Source organism: Streptacidiphilus sp. ASG 303, from assembly GCF_020991365.1.
In the GTDB taxonomy this organism is placed as follows: Bacteria; Actinomycetota; Actinomycetes; order Streptomycetales; family Streptomycetaceae; genus Peterkaempfera.
On sequence record NZ_JAJLRA010000004.1, the window covers coordinates 169,218 to 186,539 of the forward strand.

A 17,322-nucleotide genomic window follows, 5' to 3' on the forward strand; every position below is an offset into this window, starting at 1 on the left:
GCACCGCACGCGGGCCCGCACCGCACCCCCGGCGGGGTGCCCGTGCGCGTCCTGCCCCGTGCGCCTCCTGCCCCTGCCCCGGGGGAGGGCCGACCGGCCCGGCCGGGGCGCCCCGCCCGGGACCCTTCGGCCCCGTGCCCGGGCCCGGCGGCCTCTGCGCCGCGCCACCGCCGCCCCGCCATGCTCCGGGTGACCGATTTCACGCCCTGTGGGGCGGTACCGGGGTCGGTTCCCGTCACCCGGTCGGGTCATAATTCCCATGTGCTTGTGAACGTGTTCACGTTCACAAGCGGACAAGCCCCGCAGGCAGGAGCGACCCGTGGACCTAGCGCTGGCACCCGAGACCATCGCCCGGTGGCAGTTCGGCATCACCACCGTCTACCACTTCCTCTTCGTGCCCCTGACGATCAGCCTGTCGGCGGTCACCGCCGGCCTGGAGACCGCCTGGGTCCGCACCGGGAAGGAGAAGTACTTCCACGCCACCCGCTTCTGGGGGAAGCTCTTCCTGATCAACATCGCCATGGGCGTGGTCACCGGCATCGTGCAGGAGTTCCAGTTCGGCATGAACTGGTCGGACTACTCGCGCTTCGTCGGCGACGTCTTCGGCGCCCCCCTGGCGATGGAGGCGCTCATCGCCTTCTTCTTCGAGTCCACCTTCATCGGCCTGTGGATCTTCGGCTGGGACCGGCTGCCGAAGCGGCTGCACTGCGCCGCCATCTGGATGGTCTCGCTCGGCACGGTCCTCTCCGCGTACTTCATCCTGGCCGCCAACTCCTGGATGCAGCACCCCGTCGGGTACGCGCTGGACCCCGCCACCGGCCGAGCCCGCCTCACCGACATCGGCGCCGTGCTCTTCCAGAACACCGCCCTGGCGCAGTTCGCCCACACCCTCACCGCCGCCTTCCTCACCGGCGCCGCCTTCATGGTCGGCATCGCCTCCTACCACCTGTGGCGCACCCGGCGGCTCCAGGAGGCGGGAGAGGCGGCCGACCCGAAGCGCACCCTGGCCATGCGCACCTCGCTGCGCGTCGCCCTGGTGGTCGCCGTCGTCGCGGGCCTCGGCACCGCCGTCAGCGGGGACAGCCTCGGCAAGGTGATGTTCCGGCAGCAGCCGATGAAGATGGCCGCCGCCGAGGCGCTGTGGGACAAGGAGGCGCCCGCGCCGTTCTCCGTCTTCGCCGTCGGCGACGTCGCCAAGGGCCACAACACGGTCGCCGTGGAGATCCCCGGACTGCTCTCCTTCCTCGCCCACAGCGACTTCCGCTCCGAGGTGCCGGGCGTCAACGACGTCGCCGCCGCCGAGGCCGCGAGGTACGGCGGCGACCCGAAGGACTACCTGCCGAACGTGCCCGTCGCCTACTGGGGCTTCCGCTGGATGATCGGCTTCGGCATGACGTCCTTCGCCTGCGCCCTGGCGGGCCTCTGGCTCACCCGCAGCCGCCGCTGGGTCGCCCCGGGGAAGCGCACCGCGCCCGACGAGGTGCCCCGGCTGATGCTCACCCCCACCCGCGAGCTCGGCCCGGCGCTCACCCGGTGGGGCTGGCGCGTCGGCATCCTCACCATGGGCTTCCCGCTGCTCGCCAACTCCTGGGGCTGGATCTTCACCGAGACCGGCCGCCAGCCGTGGGTGGTCTTCGGCCTGATGCGCACCTCCGACGCGGTCTCGCCCGGCGTCTCCCTCGCCGAGCAGCTCACCACCCTCATCGGCTTCACCCTGCTCTACGCCGCGCTCGCCGTCGTCGAGGTGCGGCTGCTGGCGACGTACGCCAAGGCCGGACCGGTCACCTCCGAGCGGCCGCCGGAGAAGGACCCCGTCCTGCGCGGCCCCGGCGGCCCCGCCGGCGGCGACCCCGACGGCGAGGACGCCGACAGGCCCCTCGCCTTCGCCTACTGACGGCCCGTCGCAGGAATCAGGAGACAGCGGACCATGCACCTCCACGACGTCTGGTTCATCCTCATCGCCGTCCTGTGGACCGGCTACTTCTTCCTGGAGGGCTTCGACTTCGGCGTCGGCGTCCTCACCCGGCTCCTGGCGCGCGACGAGCGCGAGCGCCGGGTGCTGATCAACACCATCGGCCCGGTCTGGGACGGCAACGAGGTGTGGTTGCTCACCGCGGGCGGCGCCACCTTCGCGGCCTTCCCCGACTGGTACGCCACCCTCTTCTCCGGCTTCTACCTGCCGCTCTTCGCGATCCTGGTCTGCCTGATCGTGCGCGGCGTCGCCTTCGAGTACCGGGCCAAGCGCGACGGCGTGCGGTGGAAGCGGAACTGGGAGCAGGCGATCTTCTGGACCTCGCTGCTGCCCGCGTTCCTCTGGGGCGTGGCCTTCGCGGACATCGTCCGCGGCGTCCCGATCGACCGGCACAAGGAGTACGCCGGCGGCCTCCTCGACCTGCTCCACCCGTACGCGCTGCTGGGCGGCCTGGTGACGCTGACCCTGTTCACCTTCCACGGCGCCGTCTTCACCGCGCTGAAGACCCTCGGCCCGATCCGCGAGCGGGCCCGCGCCCTCGCCGGGCGGCTCGGCCTGCTCACCGCGGTCCTCGCCGCCGCCTTCCTGGTGTGGACGCAGGCCGGCACCGGCAACGCCCGCAGCCTCGCCGCCCTCGTCCTCGCCGTCGCGGCGCTGCTCGGCGCGCTCGCCCTCAACCGGGCGGGCCGCGAGGGCTGGGCGTTCACCTGCTCGGGCCTCACGGTCGCGGCGGCGGTGGGGATGCTCTTCCTGGCGCTGTACCCGGACGTGATGCCCTCCACCCTGGACCCGGCGTGGAGCCTCACCGTCGCCAACGCCGCCTCCTCCGCCTACACGCTCAGGATCATGACCTGGGTGGCGGTGGTCTTCACCCCGCTCGTGCTGCTCTACCAGGGCTGGACCTACTGGGTCTTCCGCCGCCGCATCGGCGTGCAGCACATCCCGGCCCCGGCCCACGCGGCGGCCGTGCCCGCCCCCGCCGGCCCCGCCGGGACGGCCGCCCCCGCCGAGCCCGCCGCCGACCGCCCGTGAAGCCCGTCGACCCGCGGCTGCTCCGGTACGCCCGCGCCACCCGGCCCTTCCTCGCCGCGTCCGTGCTCCTCGGCGCGGCGGGGGCCGGCCTGGTCGTCGCCCAGGCCGGGCTGGTCGTCCACGTCGTGGTGCGGGCCTTCCAGCACCACGACGGCGCCGCCGCGCTGCGCACCCCGCTGCTGCTCCTCGCCGCGACCGCGGCCGGGCGCGCCGCCGTCGCCTGGCTCACCGAGCTCGCCGCGCACCGCGCCTGCGCCGCCGCCAAGTCCGAGCTGCGCACGCAGCTGCTGGACCACGCCGTCCGCCTGGACCCGGCCGGCGCCGCCGGGGGCCGCCGCACCGGCGAGCTCACCGCCCTCGCCACCCGCGGCATGGACGCGCTCGACGACTACTTCGCCCGCTACCTCCCGCAGCTGGCGCTCGCCGTCGTCGTCCCCGGCCTGGTCCTGCTGCGGATCCTGGGCGCCGACTGGCCGTCCGCCGTCCTGATCGCCGCGACCCTCCCGCTCATCCCCCTCTTCATGGTGCTGATCGGCCTCGCCACCCGGAGTGTGACGGACCGTCAGTGGCGCACCCTGGCCCGGCTCTCCCACCACTTCCTCGACGTGGTGGCCGGCCTGCCCGACCTCAAGGTCTTCGGCCGCGCCAAGGCCCAGGCACGCGCCGTCGCCCGGGTCACCGACGACTACCGCCGCGCCACCCTGCGGACGCTGCGCATCGCCTTCCTCTCCTCCTTCGCCCTGGAGCTGCTCTCCACCCTCTCCGTCGCCCTGGTCGCCGTCTCCGTCGGCTTCCGCCTGGTCGACGGCACCCTCGGCCTGGAGACCGGCCTGCTGGTCCTCGTCCTGGCCCCGGAGGCGTACCTGCCGGTCCGCCAGGTCGGCGTCCACTACCACGCCAGCGTCGAGGGACTGGCGGCCGCCGACCGGGTCTTCGCCGTCCTGGAGACCCCGCCGCCCCCCGCCGGCACGGCCCCCGCCCCCGGCCTCGCCGGCGCCGCGGTCACCGCCGCCGGGATCACCGTCACCCACCCCGGCCGCACCGCCCCCGCCCTGCGGGGCGCCGGCCTCTCCCTCGCCCCGGGCGAGACCGTCGCCCTCACCGGGCCGAGCGGCGCCGGCAAGTCCACCCTGCTCTCCGTCCTGCTCGGCTTCACCCGGCCCGATGCCGGGACCGTGCGGATCACCGCCGCCGACGGCACCGTCCACGACCTCGCCGACCTCGACCCGGACAGCTGGCGGCGGCAGATCGCCTGGGTGCCGCAGCGGCCGCGCCTCTTCGCGGGCACCGTCGCCGACAACGTCCGCCTCGCCCGCCCCGACGCCTCCGACGCCGAGGTCCGCGCCGCGCTGCGCGCCGCCCACGCCCTCGACTTCACCGACCGGCTGCCCCGCGGCGCCGACACCCCGCTCGGCGAGGGCGGCACCGGCCTGTCCGCCGGGCAGCGGCAGCGGATCGCCCTCGCCCGCGCCCTCCTCGCCGACGACCGGCCGCTGGTCCTGCTGGACGAGCCCACCGCGGCCCTGGACGGGGAGAGCGAGGCCGCCGTCGTCGAGGCCGTCCGCGCCCTGGCCGCCGACCCGCGCCGCACCGTGCTGCTCGTCGCCCACCGCCCGGCGCTGCTCGCCGCCGCGGACCGGCGCGTCGCGCTGTCCGCCCCCGCGGCGCCGGGCGGCCCGGCCGCCGGGGCCGTACCGGCAGACGAGGTCCCGGCCGGTACGGGCCCGGCCGTGCCCGCCGCCGGTCCGGAGCCCGCCGCCGCAGCCGCCCGCGCGGCGGTGCCCGCCGCCGTCCCCGCGCCCGCCGCTCCCGGGCCCGCCCCGGCGCCGGACGCCCCCGCGCCCGCCGTCCCGGCCCCCGCCCCGGGCGGCTCCCCGCTGCGCCGCGTCACCGGGCTCGCCCGCGCCGCCGCCCCCCGCGGCCGCCTCGCCCTCTCCGCCCTCCTCGGCAGCCTCGCCCTCGGCAGCGCCACCGCCCTCATGGCCACCTCCGGCTGGCTGATCTCCCGGGCCTCCCAGCAGCCGCCGGTCCTCACCCTGATGGTCGCCGTCACCGCCGTCCGCGCCTTCGGCATCGGCCGCAGCGTCTTCCGCTACGCCGAGCGCCTGCTCTCCCACGACACCGTGCTGCGCGCCCTCGGCGGCCTGCGCGCCGCCGTCCTCGTCCGCCTGGAGCGCCTCGCCCCCGCCGGCCTGCACGCCGCCGGCGGGTTCCGCCGCGGCGACCTGCTCTCCCGCCTGGTCGCCGACGTGGACGCCGTCCAGGACTGGTTCCTGCGCTGGCGCCTGCCCGCCGCCGCGGCCGCCGCCGTCTCCGCCGCCGCCTCCCTCGGGCTCGCCGCCGTCCTGCCCGCCGCCGGCGCGGTGCTCGCCGCCGGACTGCTGCTGGCGGGCGCCGCCGTGCCCGCGCTCTCCGGCGCCCTCGACCGCCGCACCGAGCGGCGGACCGCGCCCGCCCGCGGCGCCCTCGCCACCGGCGTCGTCGACCTGCTCACCGGCACCGCCGAACTCGCCGCCGCCGGGGCCCTGCCCCGCCGCCTGGCCGCCGTCCGCGCCGCCGACGCCGACCTCACCCGGCTCGCCGCCCGCTCCGCCGCCACCGCCGGCCTGGGCTCCGGCCTCACCGCGCTCCTCACCGGCCTTACGGTCACCGCCGCCGCGGCGGCCGGCGTCCGGGCCACCGCCTCGGGCGCGCTCGACGGCGTTCTGCTCGCCGTGGTGGTGCTCACCCCGCTCGCCGCCTTCGAGGCCGTCGCCGGCATGCCGCCGGCCGCCCAGTCCCGCCAGCGCAGCCGCGCGGCGGCCGTGCGGCTCGCCGAGGTCCTGGACGCCCCCGACCCGGTCCGCGAGCCCGCGCACCCCGTGCCGCTGCCCGACCGCCCCCTGCCGGTCGCCGTCCGCGGCCTGCGCGCCCGCTGGCCCGGACAGGGCGAGGACGCCCTCGCCGGGATCGACCTCGACCTGTCCGCCGGCCGCCGCGTCGCCGTCGTCGGGCCCTCCGGCTCCGGCAAGACCACCCTGGCCGCCGTGCTGCTCCGCTTCCTCGACCCCGCCGCGGGGTCCGTCACCCTCGGGGAGTTTCCACAGGCTGTGGACAGCCGCGTGCTCGACGGCGACGACGTCCGGCGGACCGTCGGCCTCTGCGCCCAGGACGCCCACCTCTTCGACAGCTCGCTCCGCGAGAACCTGCGGCTCGCCCGCCCCGGCGCCGACGACGCCGACCTGCGCCGCGTCCTGGCCGCCGCCCGCCTGCTGACCTGGGTCGACTCCCTGCCCGAGGGCCTGGACACCATGGTCGGCGAGCACGGCGCCCGGCTGTCGGGCGGCCAGCGGCAGCGCCTCGCCCTCGCCCGCGCCCTGCTCGCGGACTTCCCCGTCCTCGTCCTCGACGAGCCTGCCGAGCACCTCGACCTGCCCACCGCCGACGCCCTCACCGCGGACCTGCTCGACGCCACCGCCGACCGCGCCACGCTGCTCGTCACCCACCGCCTGGCCGGCCTCGCCGCGGCAGGCGTCGACGAGGTGCTCGTCCTCGACCGCGGCCGGGTGGTGCAGCGCGGGACCTGGGACGACCTGGCCGGGCAGGACGGGCCGCTGCGCGCGATGTGGCGGCGCGAGCAGGAGGCCGACCTGGCGGGGGCCGCGATCTGACGCGGCGTCACCCCAACTGTCCGGTCAGGCGGTCACACGGTCACGGGGCCGCCCGGCCCCCGGGACCGCACCGGGGCCGACGTCCGCCCGCCGCCCGGCGGTCCGCCGGTGCGGACCGTCCGGGGCACGGCACGGCACGGCACGGTCCGCGCCCGCGCCCGCCGGGCCGGGTACCGGGGCCCGCCCGTCCTACCCCGCGTACCCGTCCGCGAGCTCCCGCAGCAGCTCCTCCACCACCAGTGCCACCCCGTCCTCGTCGTTGCGGGCGGTGTGGCGCCCGGTCGCGGCCAGCACCTCCGGGTGCGCGTTGGCCACCGCGTACGCCGTGCCCGCCCATGCCAGCATCGGCAGGTCGTTGGGCATGTCGCCGAACGCCACCACGTCCTCCGCCGCCGCGCCCCGCACCTCGCACCAGCGGGCCAGGGTGCTCGCCTTGGACACCCCCGACGCGCTGATCTCCAGCAGCGCGATCGAGCTGGACCGGGTGAACTCCGCCAGCTCGCCCGCCGCCTCCCGGCCCCGCAGCAGGAAGGCGTCCGGGTCCAGCTCCGGGTGGCGGGCCAGGATCTTGAAGACCGAGTGGGCGTCGCCCGCCGCCAGCAGCTCCTCCGCCGGGGCGATCCGGTGCACCGCGTCCGCGTCCCACAGCAGCGCCGGGTAGTCGGGCTCGTGCGAGAAGCCCGTCGGGTACTCGAACGCGAACGTCGTCCCCGGCAGCCGGTGCCGCAGCCGCTCCACCACCGCCAGCGCGTCCTCCGCCCGCAGCGGGTAGCTCTCCAGCAGCTCCTGGCGGCGCACGTCGTACACCGCGCCGCCGTTGGAGCAGATCGCCACCCCGTGGCCGCCGATGTGGCCGCTCACCGCCTCCATCCAGCGCGGCGGCCGGCCCGTCACGAAGACGATGCACAGGCCCGCCTGCTCGGCGGCCGCCAGGGCTGCCTGCGTCCGCGGGGAGAGCGTGCCGTCGCTGCGCAGCAGGGTGCCGTCCAGGTCGGTGGCGACGATCCGCGGCCGGCGCGCGCCGGACGGCCCGGCGGGGACGCCCTGCACGCCGGTCGCGCCCTGCACGCCGCCGGGGTGCCGGACGCCGTTCGCGCGGTGGACACCGGCGGCGTCCTGCCGGTCGGGGGTGGGGGAGGTCGTGGTCACCGGTCCATCCTCGCCCACGGGGCCCGCGTCCGGACCCCCGCCTGCACGGACGGCGTGCTCCGGGCCCGCCGCGGGGCCCGGAGCACGCCGGAACGGCGGGGGCGGAGGCGGGTCAGCCGAGCCGGGCCAGGCCCTCGGCGGCGATCTCCTCGAAGACGGCCGGGTCGGTGTCGAAGACCGAGCCGGGCACCGGCCAGTGCACGACGATCTCGGTGACGCCGATCTCCCGGTAGCGGCCCGCGTAGTCCACGAAGGCCTCCAGGGAGTCCAGCGGCCGCTCCTGCGTGGAGCCCTGCAGCAGCACCTTCTCCAGGTCCCCCGGGTCGCGCCCGGCCGCCGCGCAGGCGTCCGCGAGGCGGCCGACCTGCTCGGCGATCACCGCCGGGCAGCGGTCCGCGGGGACGTCGCCGGCGCCGCGCGGGTCGCCGTAGGAGATCCAGCCCTGGCCGTGCTCCGCGGCCAGCCGCAGCCCGCGCGGGCCGGTGGCGGCCACGTACAGCGGGACGCGGGGGCGCTGCACGCAGCCCGGGACCATCCGCGCCTCGTGCGCCGAGTAGAACCGGCCCTCGGCGGTGGTGACCTCGTCGGTCAGCAGCCGGTCCAGCAGCGGCACGAACTCGCCGAACCGGTCCGCCCGCTCGCGGGGCGTCCACGCCTCCTGGCCGAGCGCGGTCGCGTCGAACCCGGTCCCGCCGGCCCCGACGCCCACCGTGAGCCGCCCGTCGGAGACGTCGTCGACCGACATGAGGTCCTTGGCCAGGGTCACCGGGTGCCGGAAGTTGGGCGAGGTCACCATCGTGCCGATCCGGATCCGCTCCGTCACCGCCGCCGCGGCGGTCAGCGTCGGGACCGCCCCGAACCACGGCTCGTCCCGGAACGACCGCCACGACAGGTGGTCGTAGGTGTACGCGGCGTGGAAGCCCAGCTCCTCGGCCCGCCGCCAGATCTTCTGCCCCTCGCTCCACCGGTGGATGGGGAGGATCACCGTGCTCAGACGCATGACCCCGACCCTACGGGAACCGTGTCCGCCGGCTCCGGGCGTCGGGACGGGAGCGGCCCCCGGCCTCTCGCACACGGCTTACTGCACGTCTGCGATGGACGACCCTCGCCCCGGCGGGACCCGGGTCACCGGCGTCTCCCTGCGCGCCGAAATCCCGGACGCCGTCCGCGTGCGCCGGCAAGCGGAGGCCTCCCCCCATCGAGGAGGCGGTGCGGCGTCAGCTCCGGCGCGGATCCGTCGACGAGTGCATCGCAGCCTCCGAGGCCGCGCACGGCCCGGTCGGCCCGGCCGAGGTCGCAGCCAGGGCCGGGCGGGTCCGTGCCCACCACGCCGCCCGTCGCGGAGAGGCCACTCCGGCAGACGCCGCGTGAGCGGCGCCCTCGTTCTCGACAGCGAGGCGCTCTCCAGGCTGTCCCGGTGGCACCGTGACATGACCGTCCGGTTCCGGCGGCGCGTCGCCGCAGGTCAGGGCATGACGCAGGAACGAGGTCCGACCGAGGTCACCGTCGTGACGGCCCGAATCCGGACCGTCACCGCGGCCGCGGCGGCCGGGGCCGGGACCGCTCCGGACCGCGGCTCGTCCCGGAGCCACCGCCACTCTGCTGCATACCGCAGTATGCTCCTCTCATGTCAGCAACCACGCGCATCACCGTGACGCTTCCGACGGAGCAGGTGGCCGAGCTCAAGAAGCTCACCGACAACGTCTCCGGGTATGTCGCGGAGGCCGTCGCCCGGCAGATCCGGCACCAGTTGCTCGCGGACGACCTCCGCCGGTACCAGGAGGAACAGGGCCCGTTCACCGACGAGGAGCTGTCCGAGGCGCACACCAGGATCTTCGGTGCCACCGGACCGGCCGGTTCGGCGAGCGCCGCGTGACCGAGCGCCCCGTGACCGAGCGCCCCGTGACCGAGCGCTTCGAGACCGTCGTGCTGGACTCCCAGGGGGTGTCCGCATGGCTGGCCCAGGATCGTGGGGTCCTGGCCATGCTCCAGGTGTTCCACGCGATGGGGGCCGACCTCGTCGTCGGTGCGAACACCATTGCGGAGGTCGCGCATGCCCGCGTGAACACTCCTCGGCTGAACTGGACGCTCTCCCGCGTCAAGGTGGAAGCGGTCACCGAGCGGGCCGCGAGAGCCTCGGCCGAGTTGCTGAAGCAGGCCGGCCTGCACGGTCACAAGTACGCGATCGACGCGACGGTCGCAGAGATGGCCCTCCGTCAGCCGGGACCGGTGGCCCTGCTCACTTCCGACGTCGACGACATGGCGAAGCTCTGCCGCACCGGTGTCCGGCTCATCGCGATCTGAGTCGAGGCGGGGCGCGGGCGCCTTCCGGGGGTTGCGGGACGGACCGTGACGGGCGGACAGGACCTGACCGGCGTCACCGTCGTGCCGGTCCTGATTCCCTCCGTCACCGCGGCGGCCGGCGCCGGGACCCTCCCGGGCCGCGGCTCGTCCCGGAAGGGCCGCCGCGGCCCGGGGCTCGGCGCGCACCCGGAGACCTTCCTGCCGAAGCGGCCCGGCCCGGCCCGGCCCGCCGGGATGGTCCTCGTCGTGCTCCTCGGCCTGCTGTGCGGCGTCCTCCCCGGCCTCTGGTTCCTCCGGCTGACGGCGAAGGCCCCCGACGTCTCCCGCAGGCAGGCCGCCCGGCGCCTCCACTTCTTCGAGCAGGGCGCGGTGGCCGCGGACCGCACCGGCCCGACCGGCGTGTTCCGCCGGGACGCGGTGCGGCTGCTCCAGCAGATCACCGAGCGGTACGCCAACGGCGTCCACGTCGGGACCCGCCACGTGTGCACGCTGACCGGACCGGACGGGACCACCGCCGAGCTGACGGGCTTCTTCGCCGGACCGGAGCGCCGGGGCCCGGCATCCGGAGGGAGGTCGCCCGGGCCCGGCTGCCCGGGGTGCTGGCCGTGCCGGAGCGCGGGGGGACCGTCCGGTTCGGCGGCATCGCGGTCGCCACGGCCGGGGTCGCCACCCCCCCCCGCCCGGGGGCGGTGGCGTGGGGCCGGATCCGGAAGGTCGGCGTGGAGAACGGCCTCGTCGTCCTGTCGGAGGAGGGCCGGCGGACGGCCTGGTCGAGAACCCCGGTCGAGAGGATCCCCGACGCCACCTCTTCCTGACAGTGGCGGACCGGCTGCGCCGGGCGGCCTGAGGTACCGGGGCGGGGCCCGGCGCGGACGGCCCCCGCCCGGGGGCCCCCGCCGGCGGGCCCCGCCCCCCGGGCGCGGTCCGCCGACGGGGCGGCCGGGGTCAGGCGACGCCGTCCTCCCACCACCAGAACTGCGAGCCGTAGGGGTACTCGATGCGGCTGTCGACGTGCTGCCAGGAGACCGAGTACGTCTCCAGGCCGGAGAAGCCGCAGGTCTCGGCGATCCGGTACACGCTGAGAGTGGACAGGCCGGAGACGACCGTGTCGGCGGCGACGCCGTAGGTGTGCATGCTGTTCGACGCGCCGCCGACCTGCGCGTTGTAGGCGGTGCTGCGGAAGCCGGAGTTGATGGTGACCGCGCGGTCGCCCGCCTTCCTCCGCAGCGCCTCCAGCTTGTACATCAGCCGCCGCACGTTCTCCTTCACCTGGGCGGAGCCGACGTTCCCGCCGCCGAAGCCGGAGCCGTCGTGCGAGGTGAACTCGCTCCACTCGAAGTGCGCCGTCGAGCCGTCCGCACTCTCCAGGGAGTTGAGCACCTGCTGCGTCTGCGGCCCCGCCACGCCGTCGGCGCCCAGCCCGTACGCGGACTGGAACCGCTGGAGCGCGGCCGCGGTGCCCGGGCCGAAGGAGCCGTCCACGGCCACGCAGGTCTGCTGGGGCGAGGCGGCGGCCCAGCCGGCGATCCTGATCTGCAGCTCGGTGACGTCGGCGCCGCTCGCGCCCTGCTGGAGGGTGCGCGACCAGCCGTACGCCGCCGCGGGCCGGGCCAGGCCCAGGTCCAGGGCGCCCGCCGCGCCCACGGCGGCGGCGAGGCCCAGGGCGCCCCGGAGCAGGGTGCGGCGGGTCGTGCGGGCGCCGGGGGCCGCTGTCCCGGGGGCTGCCGTCTCGTCCGTCATCGGGTCCTCTCCTCGGGGTGCGCGGGTGCGGGTGGGGGTGGGGGTGCGGGGCGGTGCGTGCCGTGGTCCGGCCGTTCCGGTCTGGCCGGTCGGGCCGGTCATGCGACCAGGGCCTGCCAGGTGGCGGTGCCGACGACGCCGTCGACGGTGAGTCCGTGGGAGGACTGGAAGGAGCGGACGGCGGTGTCGGTGGCCGGGCCGAAGGAGCCGTCGACGGTCAGCGACGAGCCGTGGGCGTTCAGCTGGCTCTGGACGGCGGAGACCGCGGGCCCGCTGCTGCCCTGCTGCACGGTGGTGACGAGCGCCTGCCAGGTGGCGGTGCCGACGACGCCGTCGACGGTGAGTCCGTGGGAGGACTGGAAGGAGCGGACGGCGGTGTCGGTGGCCGGGCCGAAGGAGCCGTCGACGGTCAGCGACGAGCCGCGGGCGTTCAGCAGGTACTGCACGGTCCTCACCCGCTCCCCGGTCTGCCCCTGCTGCACCACGGGCCAGGTCGAGGACGGCGGCGGGGTGCCGCCGTCGCCGCGGGCGAACGCCTGGAGGGCGGCGTAGCTGCCGTTGAAGGCGTCCTGGTCGCCGGGGAAGGTGCCGGAGTCGGCGTACTGCCAGACCGTCTGGGCGGACCAGCCGGCGGGCAGGGTGCCGGGGGAGGAGGCGTACCGGGCGAGCCAGAGCGGGTTGGTGGAGCCGAAGGCCGCGCTGTTCCCGGTGCAGGTGGTCCACCAGTCGGTGGTGGTGTAGATGGCCGGGTAGCGGCCGGTGCGGGCGCGGACCTCGTCGCTGAAGGCGCGGATCCAGGAGACCATCGCGCTCTGGCTCAGCCCGTAGCAGGAGGCGCCGTAGGGGTTGTACTCGATGTCGAGGGCGGGCGGCAGGGTCCACCCGTCGGCGGTCCAGCCGCCGCCGTGGCCGGTGAACCAGTCGGCCTGGGCGGTGCCGCCGGAGTTGTTCGGCAGGGCGAAGTGGTAGGCGCCGCGGATGAGCCCGGCGTTGCGGGCGCCCGTGTACTGCGCGGAGTACGTGGGGCTGGTGTAGGTGGTCCCCTCGGTGGCCTTGACGTAGGCGAAGGAGGCCCCGGCGGCCTTCACCGACGCCCAGTCGACGGTGCCCTGGTAGGAGCTCACGTCGAGGCCGGCGGTGCCGCCTGCGGCGAGCGCGGGTGCGGGGGCCGCGGGGGAGGCGGCCGCGGTCCGCTGCCGCTGCAGTCCGGAGCCGGCGTGGTCGGCGTCCGGGTGGGTCACCGGGGTGGGCACGGGGGCCGACCGGGGTGCGGGGTCGTGGGCGGCCGCCGTGCCGGGCGCGGCGAGGAGGAGGGCGGCCGCGGCGGCGAGGGCGGCCGCCGCGGCGGCGGGGCGGCGGAGCGCGGCTCCCGCGCGGTCGCGGGGGGAGGCGCTGCGGGCGACGGGCATGGGTGTCCCCTGGTGGTCGATGGTGCAATGGTGTGACCATGACAGCCGGGATCGTACGCGCACGGAAAGGCGACCGGGAAGAGGTCCGGACCCGTTCGCTCCGCGGGCCGGCCGGGTGCGGCCGCCCGGCGGACCGGACCGGACCAACGGACCGGGCCGGCGGACCGGGCCGGACCGGTAACGAATCGGACGGCAGTATTCGAGCAGTTGCGGACACGTCAGGCATAAGCGCGTTGTCCGTGTCCGGATGGGTCGCCATAATCGCAGCTCAACCGTGCGCGGGCGCCCCCGCCGGGCGGTGCCGGACCGCCCTGTCCGGACCGCCCCGTCCGGACCGCGACGGACCCCGACGCCCTGGGAGTGAGCCGTGCACCCGCCCGAGCAGCCGGCGACGGCCGCGCCGCCGCCCGCAGGCCTGCCGGCCGCCCCGCCGACCCTCCCGCCGCCCGGCCCGGCCGCGGTGCCGCTCCCCGCCGCCGCACCCGCAGGCGGCCCCGCGGCCCGGCCCCGGCGGCTGCCCCGGGTCCTCGGCGCCGCCCTCGCCGCCACCGGCCTGCTCGCGGTCACCGCCACCGCCGCCGCGGTGACGGTCGCGGTCGGCCGCCCCGCCGGGCGGGCCCCGGCGGCGCAGGCCGCGCCCGCGGGCGGCGCGTCCGCGGCGGCGGGTCCGTCCGCCGCGCCGTCCCCCTCCCCGTCCGCCACCGGGCGGCCCGCCGCCGCAGCCACCGGCACGCCGAGCGCCTCCCCGACGCCCCGCTCCACCGTGACGGGCCGGGTGTCCGCTGCCGGCCACACCGGCGACCTGCGCTTCTTCCTGCTGGCCGTGCCCGGCGACGCCGAGGTGTACGGAGCCGCCGACGGCACGCGGCTCTCCCTCTCCGCCGTGGCGGCGAGCTTCGGGAACACCGCCTCGACCCGGCGCATCCTCGGCGACTACGGCTTCCGCTCCGCCGCCTACCGCACCTACCGGACCGCGGACGGGAAGGCCGAGGTGACGGTCCGTCTGATCAGGTTCGGCAGCACCGCCAAGGCCGACTGGTTCGTCCGGGGCATCTCGATGCGCGGCACCCCCCTCCCGGTGTCCGCGGGCGGCGGCTCCCGCGCCTTCCTCGTCAAGCCCCGGGAGGAGGGCGGCACCGGCTCCCTGGTCGGCCTGCTCCACCAGGGCGACGTCGAGGCCGAGATCACCGTCCAGGTCAAGGGCGACCCGGGCGGGGCGCCGAACCGCGCACTGCTCAACGGCCTGATGAAGCGCCAGTACCAGCGTCTGCGCACCGGCCGCTGAGCCCCCTCGGCGTCCCGCACCGCACCCGACCCCTCCCGTGGAGCACCCCTTGAGCACCGACGCCGCGGAGCAGCGCGCTCCCGATCCGGTACCGGAAACGGACCGCCGGCAGCCCTTCGGGCCCGGCGGGACCCCCGTCCCCTCCGACGCCCGGACCCCCGTCCCGGCCGACGCCCGTGCCGCCGACGCCCGTGCCGCCGACGCCCGGACCGCCGCCGCCCTGTCCGCCGCGGCCCGGGCCGCCGCAGCCCTGTCCGCCGCCGACCCCTCCCCGGCCGCCCCGGACGCCGCCGCGGGGGCGGACCCCGCCCCCGGAGGCCGCCGCCCCCGGCCCCGCACCGCGGTGCTGCTGGCGTCCGCCCTCCTGCTGGGCGTCCTCGGCGGCGCCGGGACCGGCTACGCCGTCCAGGCCGGCCGCCCGCCCACACCCCTGCCGCCCCTCGCCGCCCCCGCGCCGCACTACCCGGCGCGGCCGGCCACCGCCGCCGAGGCCGCCGCCGCGGCGCCCGCCCCGCTCGGCCTCGACGGCGACCTGCGCAAGCTCCTGCTCAAGAGGCCCGCGGGCACCCGGACGTGGGACTTCCTCCCGGGCGAGGACGGCTGGATGCCCGCCGACCGGATGGCCCTGCTGTGGCGCGACTCCGGGGAGGTCTTCTCCTCCCTGCTCGACGACGGCTTCCGCCGCGCCGCGACGGTCAGCTGGCTGGAGGGCCGGGCCGGCGTCCGGATCCGCCTGATCCAGTACCAGTCCGGCAGCAGCGACCACGTGACGGAGGCGGTCCAGGGCGCCGTCCACTGCAGCCGCTTCACGGACACCCCCTGCACCTCCCGGGCGATCCCCGGCACGGCCACCGGCGTCGCCTACGTCACCCGCCGCAGCCAGACGTACGCGGACTCCCGGGAGCGGTTCTACTACGGGCTCGCCGTGGCCCGGCGCGGCGACGTCGTGATGCGCATCGACGTGCACGCGCCGCGGCCGGTGGACCTCCGCCACCTCCTCGACCTCGCCCGGCGCCAGTGGGAGCGGCTGTGAACGACCTCGACCCCCCGGTCCACCCGGACCCCGCCGCCCACCCCGTCGCGCCCCCTGTCGCGCTCCCCGCGCCGCCTCCCGTGCCGCCTCCCGCGCCGCGCGCCGGGCAGCGGCCCGCCCGGCGCCGCACCGCCCTGCGCGCCCTCGCCGCCGTCGCGGCGGCCGCCGCCGCCGGTGCGGGGATCGGCGAGGTGCTGCTGCACACCGCCTACCGCGACGCCGGCGCTGCGGCCGCCGCTCCCGCCGCCGCGGCCCCCGCCGCCGCGCCCTCCCCCTCGCCCTCCTTCGGGGCGAGGTCCAACGGCAACCACTTCGGCCCGCTGCGCGGCCTGCTGCTCCCCGTCCCCGACGGCTACCGCCCCGGCCCCGACCACGGGGAGCTCGGCAACGACACCGAACTGGACGGCGGACAGCTCGCGGCCCGCATGCGGCAGGCCCTCCGGGAGGTGCCCCGGAAGAACCGCAGCCGGGTCGAGAGCGCGTGGCGCTCCCTGCACCTGCGTGCGAGCGGCCTGCGCACCTACCGGTCCGACGACGGCGCGTTCATGGTGGAGATGAGCCTCGACCAGTTCAACCAGCACGCCGTGAAGGCCGCGGGCGCCTTCGAGAGCGCGCTCGTCGACGTCTCCGGAGCGTTCCGGCGCGGACCCGCCGTCCCCGGCCACCCCGGGGCCCGCTGCGTCCTGCCGCCGGTCGAGCCGTCCGCACAGATCGACTACATGACCTGCTTCGCCGCCGAGGGGGACCTCCTGGTCACCATGGAGACCACCGGCGTCGCACCGCTGAACAAGGACCAGGCCGTGCAGCTGTTCAAGAGCCAGCTCGACCGCCTGGCGCCCCCGGGAGCAGCCGTATGACGGACCGCCGGCCCACCACCGCCATCCCGACCGCGGCCGTGACCGCAGCCGCTGCGGTCACCGCACCCGCCGACCGGGCCTCCGACCGGGCCTCCGGCCGGGCCGCCGATCCGGCCGCCGCCCCGGGGGAGGGCGGCGCGGCGCGGAGCCGCCCCCGGCTGCGGGCCGCCCTCCGGTGGGGCGCGGCCGTCCTGGTCCTCGGCCTGTCCGGCACGGCCGCCGCCCTCGCGGTCGCCGCACCCGACCGCACCGACCTCCCGGGCCTGCGCACCCCCTCCGACGGCCGCTACGCCTTCCCGCCCGCGTCCCTCCCCCCGCTGCCCGCCGGCCGGCCCGCCCCCTTCGCCTCCGCGGGCGACGGCAGGCACTGGGCGGACCTGCGCGGCCTGCTGCTGCCCGCCCCGCGGCAGGCGGTCGGCCCGGCCGTCCCCGCCTCCGCCGGCCCCGCCGGGAAGGAGTGCGCCGCCTTCGCAGCGCTCTTCGCCGACCCCGCGGCGATCGGCCGCTCGCTCCGGGAGGAGGCCTGCCGGCGCGGCACCGGCCGCAGCTGGACCACGGCCGCCGGCACCCGCACCGAGATCCGCCTGGTGGGCTTCGCCTCCGCCGACGAGGCGCAGGCCTTCCACGCCGTCGTCATCGAGGCGGAGCCCGCGCGGGTGCGCGGCGGCATCGTCGACACCACCGACGACTTCACCGTCCCGCCCGGCACCAACCTGAACGCCGAGAGCCGCCACGAGGGCCCCGCGGGGAGGCAGCGGACCACCGCCCGGGCCGCGTACCTGCGGTCCGGCGACACCGTCGGCGTCGTCCTCATGACGGACCCCCGGGGCGTGCCGGACACGGCGTTCCGCCAGGTGGTCTCCGACCAGGCCGGCCTGCTCGGCTGATCCG

Annotated in this window: 14 protein-coding genes; 10 read left to right on the plus strand and 4 right to left on the minus strand. The window is 77.2% G+C overall.

What is annotated here, in order from left to right:
• Nucleotides 1-319: 319 nt before the first annotated feature.
• From LO771_RS07585 to cydD, 3 genes are read left to right on the plus strand one after another with little or no spacing between them, the layout of a single operon-like run.
• Entirely contained in the window at nt 320-1,894 is a 1,575-nt protein-coding gene (locus tag LO771_RS07585; RefSeq protein WP_230649201.1) for a cytochrome ubiquinol oxidase subunit I, read from the plus strand.
• 33 nt (nt 1,895-1,927) lie between these two features.
• Nucleotides 1,928-3,004: a cytochrome d ubiquinol oxidase subunit II gene (cydB, locus tag LO771_RS07590; protein WP_230649202.1), complete on the plus strand. Its 1,077-nt coding sequence runs from the start codon at nt 1,928-1,930 to the stop codon at nt 3,002-3,004.
• Complete coding sequence (cydD, locus tag LO771_RS07595) at nt 3,001-6,654, plus strand: thiol reductant ABC exporter subunit CydD (RefSeq protein ID WP_230649203.1); 3,654 nt, start codon at nt 3,001-3,003, stop codon at nt 6,652-6,654. Before cydB ends, cydD begins: the two co-directional genes overlap by 4 nt.
• A gap of 189 nt (nt 6,655-6,843) precedes the next feature.
• On the opposite strand, the gene LO771_RS07600 is transcribed toward cydD, so the two are convergent.
• Both LO771_RS07600 and LO771_RS07605 read right to left on the minus strand, forming a co-directional pair.
• Nucleotides 6,844-7,722, minus strand: coding sequence for an HAD-IIB family hydrolase (locus LO771_RS07600; RefSeq protein ID WP_374228107.1), 879 nt, complete (start codon nt 7,720-7,722; stop codon nt 6,844-6,846).
• Nucleotides 7,723-7,915: 193 nt separating this feature from the next.
• Nucleotides 7,916-8,803 carry an LLM class flavin-dependent oxidoreductase gene (locus tag LO771_RS07605; RefSeq protein ID WP_230649204.1) on the minus strand — a complete coding sequence of 296 codons (888 nt, stop codon included), beginning with the start codon at nt 8,801-8,803 and terminating at the stop codon, nt 7,916-7,918.
• Between the two features lie 627 nt (nt 8,804-9,430).
• Here LO771_RS07605 and LO771_RS07610 point away from each other — a divergent pair.
• From LO771_RS07610 to LO771_RS07620, 3 genes are all read left to right on the plus strand, one after another.
• Nucleotides 9,431-9,679, plus strand: a complete 249-nt coding sequence (locus LO771_RS07610) for a type II toxin-antitoxin system CcdA family antitoxin (protein WP_230649205.1) — start codon at nt 9,431-9,433, stop codon at nt 9,677-9,679.
• Nucleotides 9,680-9,705: 26 nt separating this feature from the next.
• Nucleotides 9,706-10,107, plus strand: a complete 402-nt coding sequence (locus LO771_RS07615; RefSeq protein ID WP_230649492.1) for a DNA-binding protein — start codon at nt 9,706-9,708, stop codon at nt 10,105-10,107.
• A gap of 605 nt (nt 10,108-10,712) precedes the next feature.
• Nucleotides 10,713-10,922, plus strand: a complete 210-nt coding sequence (locus LO771_RS07620) for a hypothetical protein (protein WP_230649206.1) — start codon at nt 10,713-10,715, stop codon at nt 10,920-10,922.
• 130 nt (nt 10,923-11,052) lie between these two features.
• Here LO771_RS07620 and LO771_RS07625 read toward each other — a convergent pair whose 3' ends face one another.
• Both LO771_RS07625 and LO771_RS07635 read right to left on the minus strand, forming a co-directional pair.
• Nucleotides 11,053-11,847: a D-Ala-D-Ala carboxypeptidase family metallohydrolase gene (locus LO771_RS07625; protein ID WP_230649207.1), complete on the minus strand. Its 795-nt coding sequence runs from the start codon at nt 11,845-11,847 to the stop codon at nt 11,053-11,055.
• 98 nt (nt 11,848-11,945) lie between these two features.
• Nucleotides 11,946-13,256 (minus strand): GH25 family lysozyme, encoded by a 1,311-nt coding sequence (locus LO771_RS07635; RefSeq protein WP_308188855.1) that lies wholly within the window; start codon nt 13,254-13,256, stop codon nt 11,946-11,948.
• 367 nt (nt 13,257-13,623) lie between these two features.
• Here LO771_RS07635 and LO771_RS07640 point away from each other — a divergent pair, with 367 nt between their 5' ends.
• From LO771_RS07640 to LO771_RS07655, 4 genes are read left to right on the plus strand one after another with little or no spacing between them, the layout of a single operon-like run.
• On the plus strand, nt 13,624-14,541 hold the full coding sequence (locus LO771_RS07640) for a hypothetical protein (protein ID WP_230649208.1): 918 nt from the start codon (nt 13,624-13,626) through the stop codon (nt 14,539-14,541).
• A 49-nt stretch (nt 14,542-14,590) separates the two neighbouring features.
• Nucleotides 14,591-15,574, plus strand: coding sequence for a hypothetical protein (locus LO771_RS07645; protein WP_230649209.1), 984 nt, complete (start codon nt 14,591-14,593; stop codon nt 15,572-15,574).
• On the plus strand, nt 15,571-16,431 hold the full coding sequence (locus LO771_RS07650; protein ID WP_230649553.1) for a hypothetical protein: 861 nt from the start codon (nt 15,571-15,573) through the stop codon (nt 16,429-16,431). The genes LO771_RS07645 and LO771_RS07650 overlap by 4 nt, the downstream gene beginning before the upstream one ends.
• Nucleotides 16,428-17,318 (plus strand): hypothetical protein, encoded by an 891-nt coding sequence (locus LO771_RS07655; protein WP_230649555.1) that lies wholly within the window; start codon nt 16,428-16,430, stop codon nt 17,316-17,318. Before LO771_RS07650 ends, LO771_RS07655 begins: the two co-directional genes overlap by 4 nt.
• Nucleotides 17,319-17,322 lie beyond the last annotated feature (4 nt).

Excerpts from the sequence above, each read along its gene's own strand:
- cydB (WP_230649202.1), top strand. The coding sequence starts at position 1,928 with ATGCACCTCCACGACGTCTGGTTCATCCTCATCGCCGTCCTGTGGACC.
- LO771_RS07635 (WP_308188855.1), bottom strand. The coding sequence starts at position 13,256 with ATGCCCGTCGCCCGCAGCGCCTCCCCCCGCGACCGCGCGGGAGCCGCG.
- LO771_RS07655 (WP_230649555.1), top strand. The coding sequence starts at position 16,428 with ATGACGGACCGCCGGCCCACCACCGCCATCCCGACCGCGGCCGTGACC.
- LO771_RS07610 (WP_230649205.1), top strand. The coding sequence starts at position 9,431 with ATGTCAGCAACCACGCGCATCACCGTGACGCTTCCGACGGAGCAGGTG.
- LO771_RS07625 (WP_230649207.1), bottom strand. The coding sequence starts at position 11,847 with ATGACGGACGAGACGGCAGCCCCCGGGACAGCGGCCCCCGGCGCCCGC.
- LO771_RS07605 (WP_230649204.1), bottom strand. The coding sequence starts at position 8,803 with ATGCGTCTGAGCACGGTGATCCTCCCCATCCACCGGTGGAGCGAGGGG.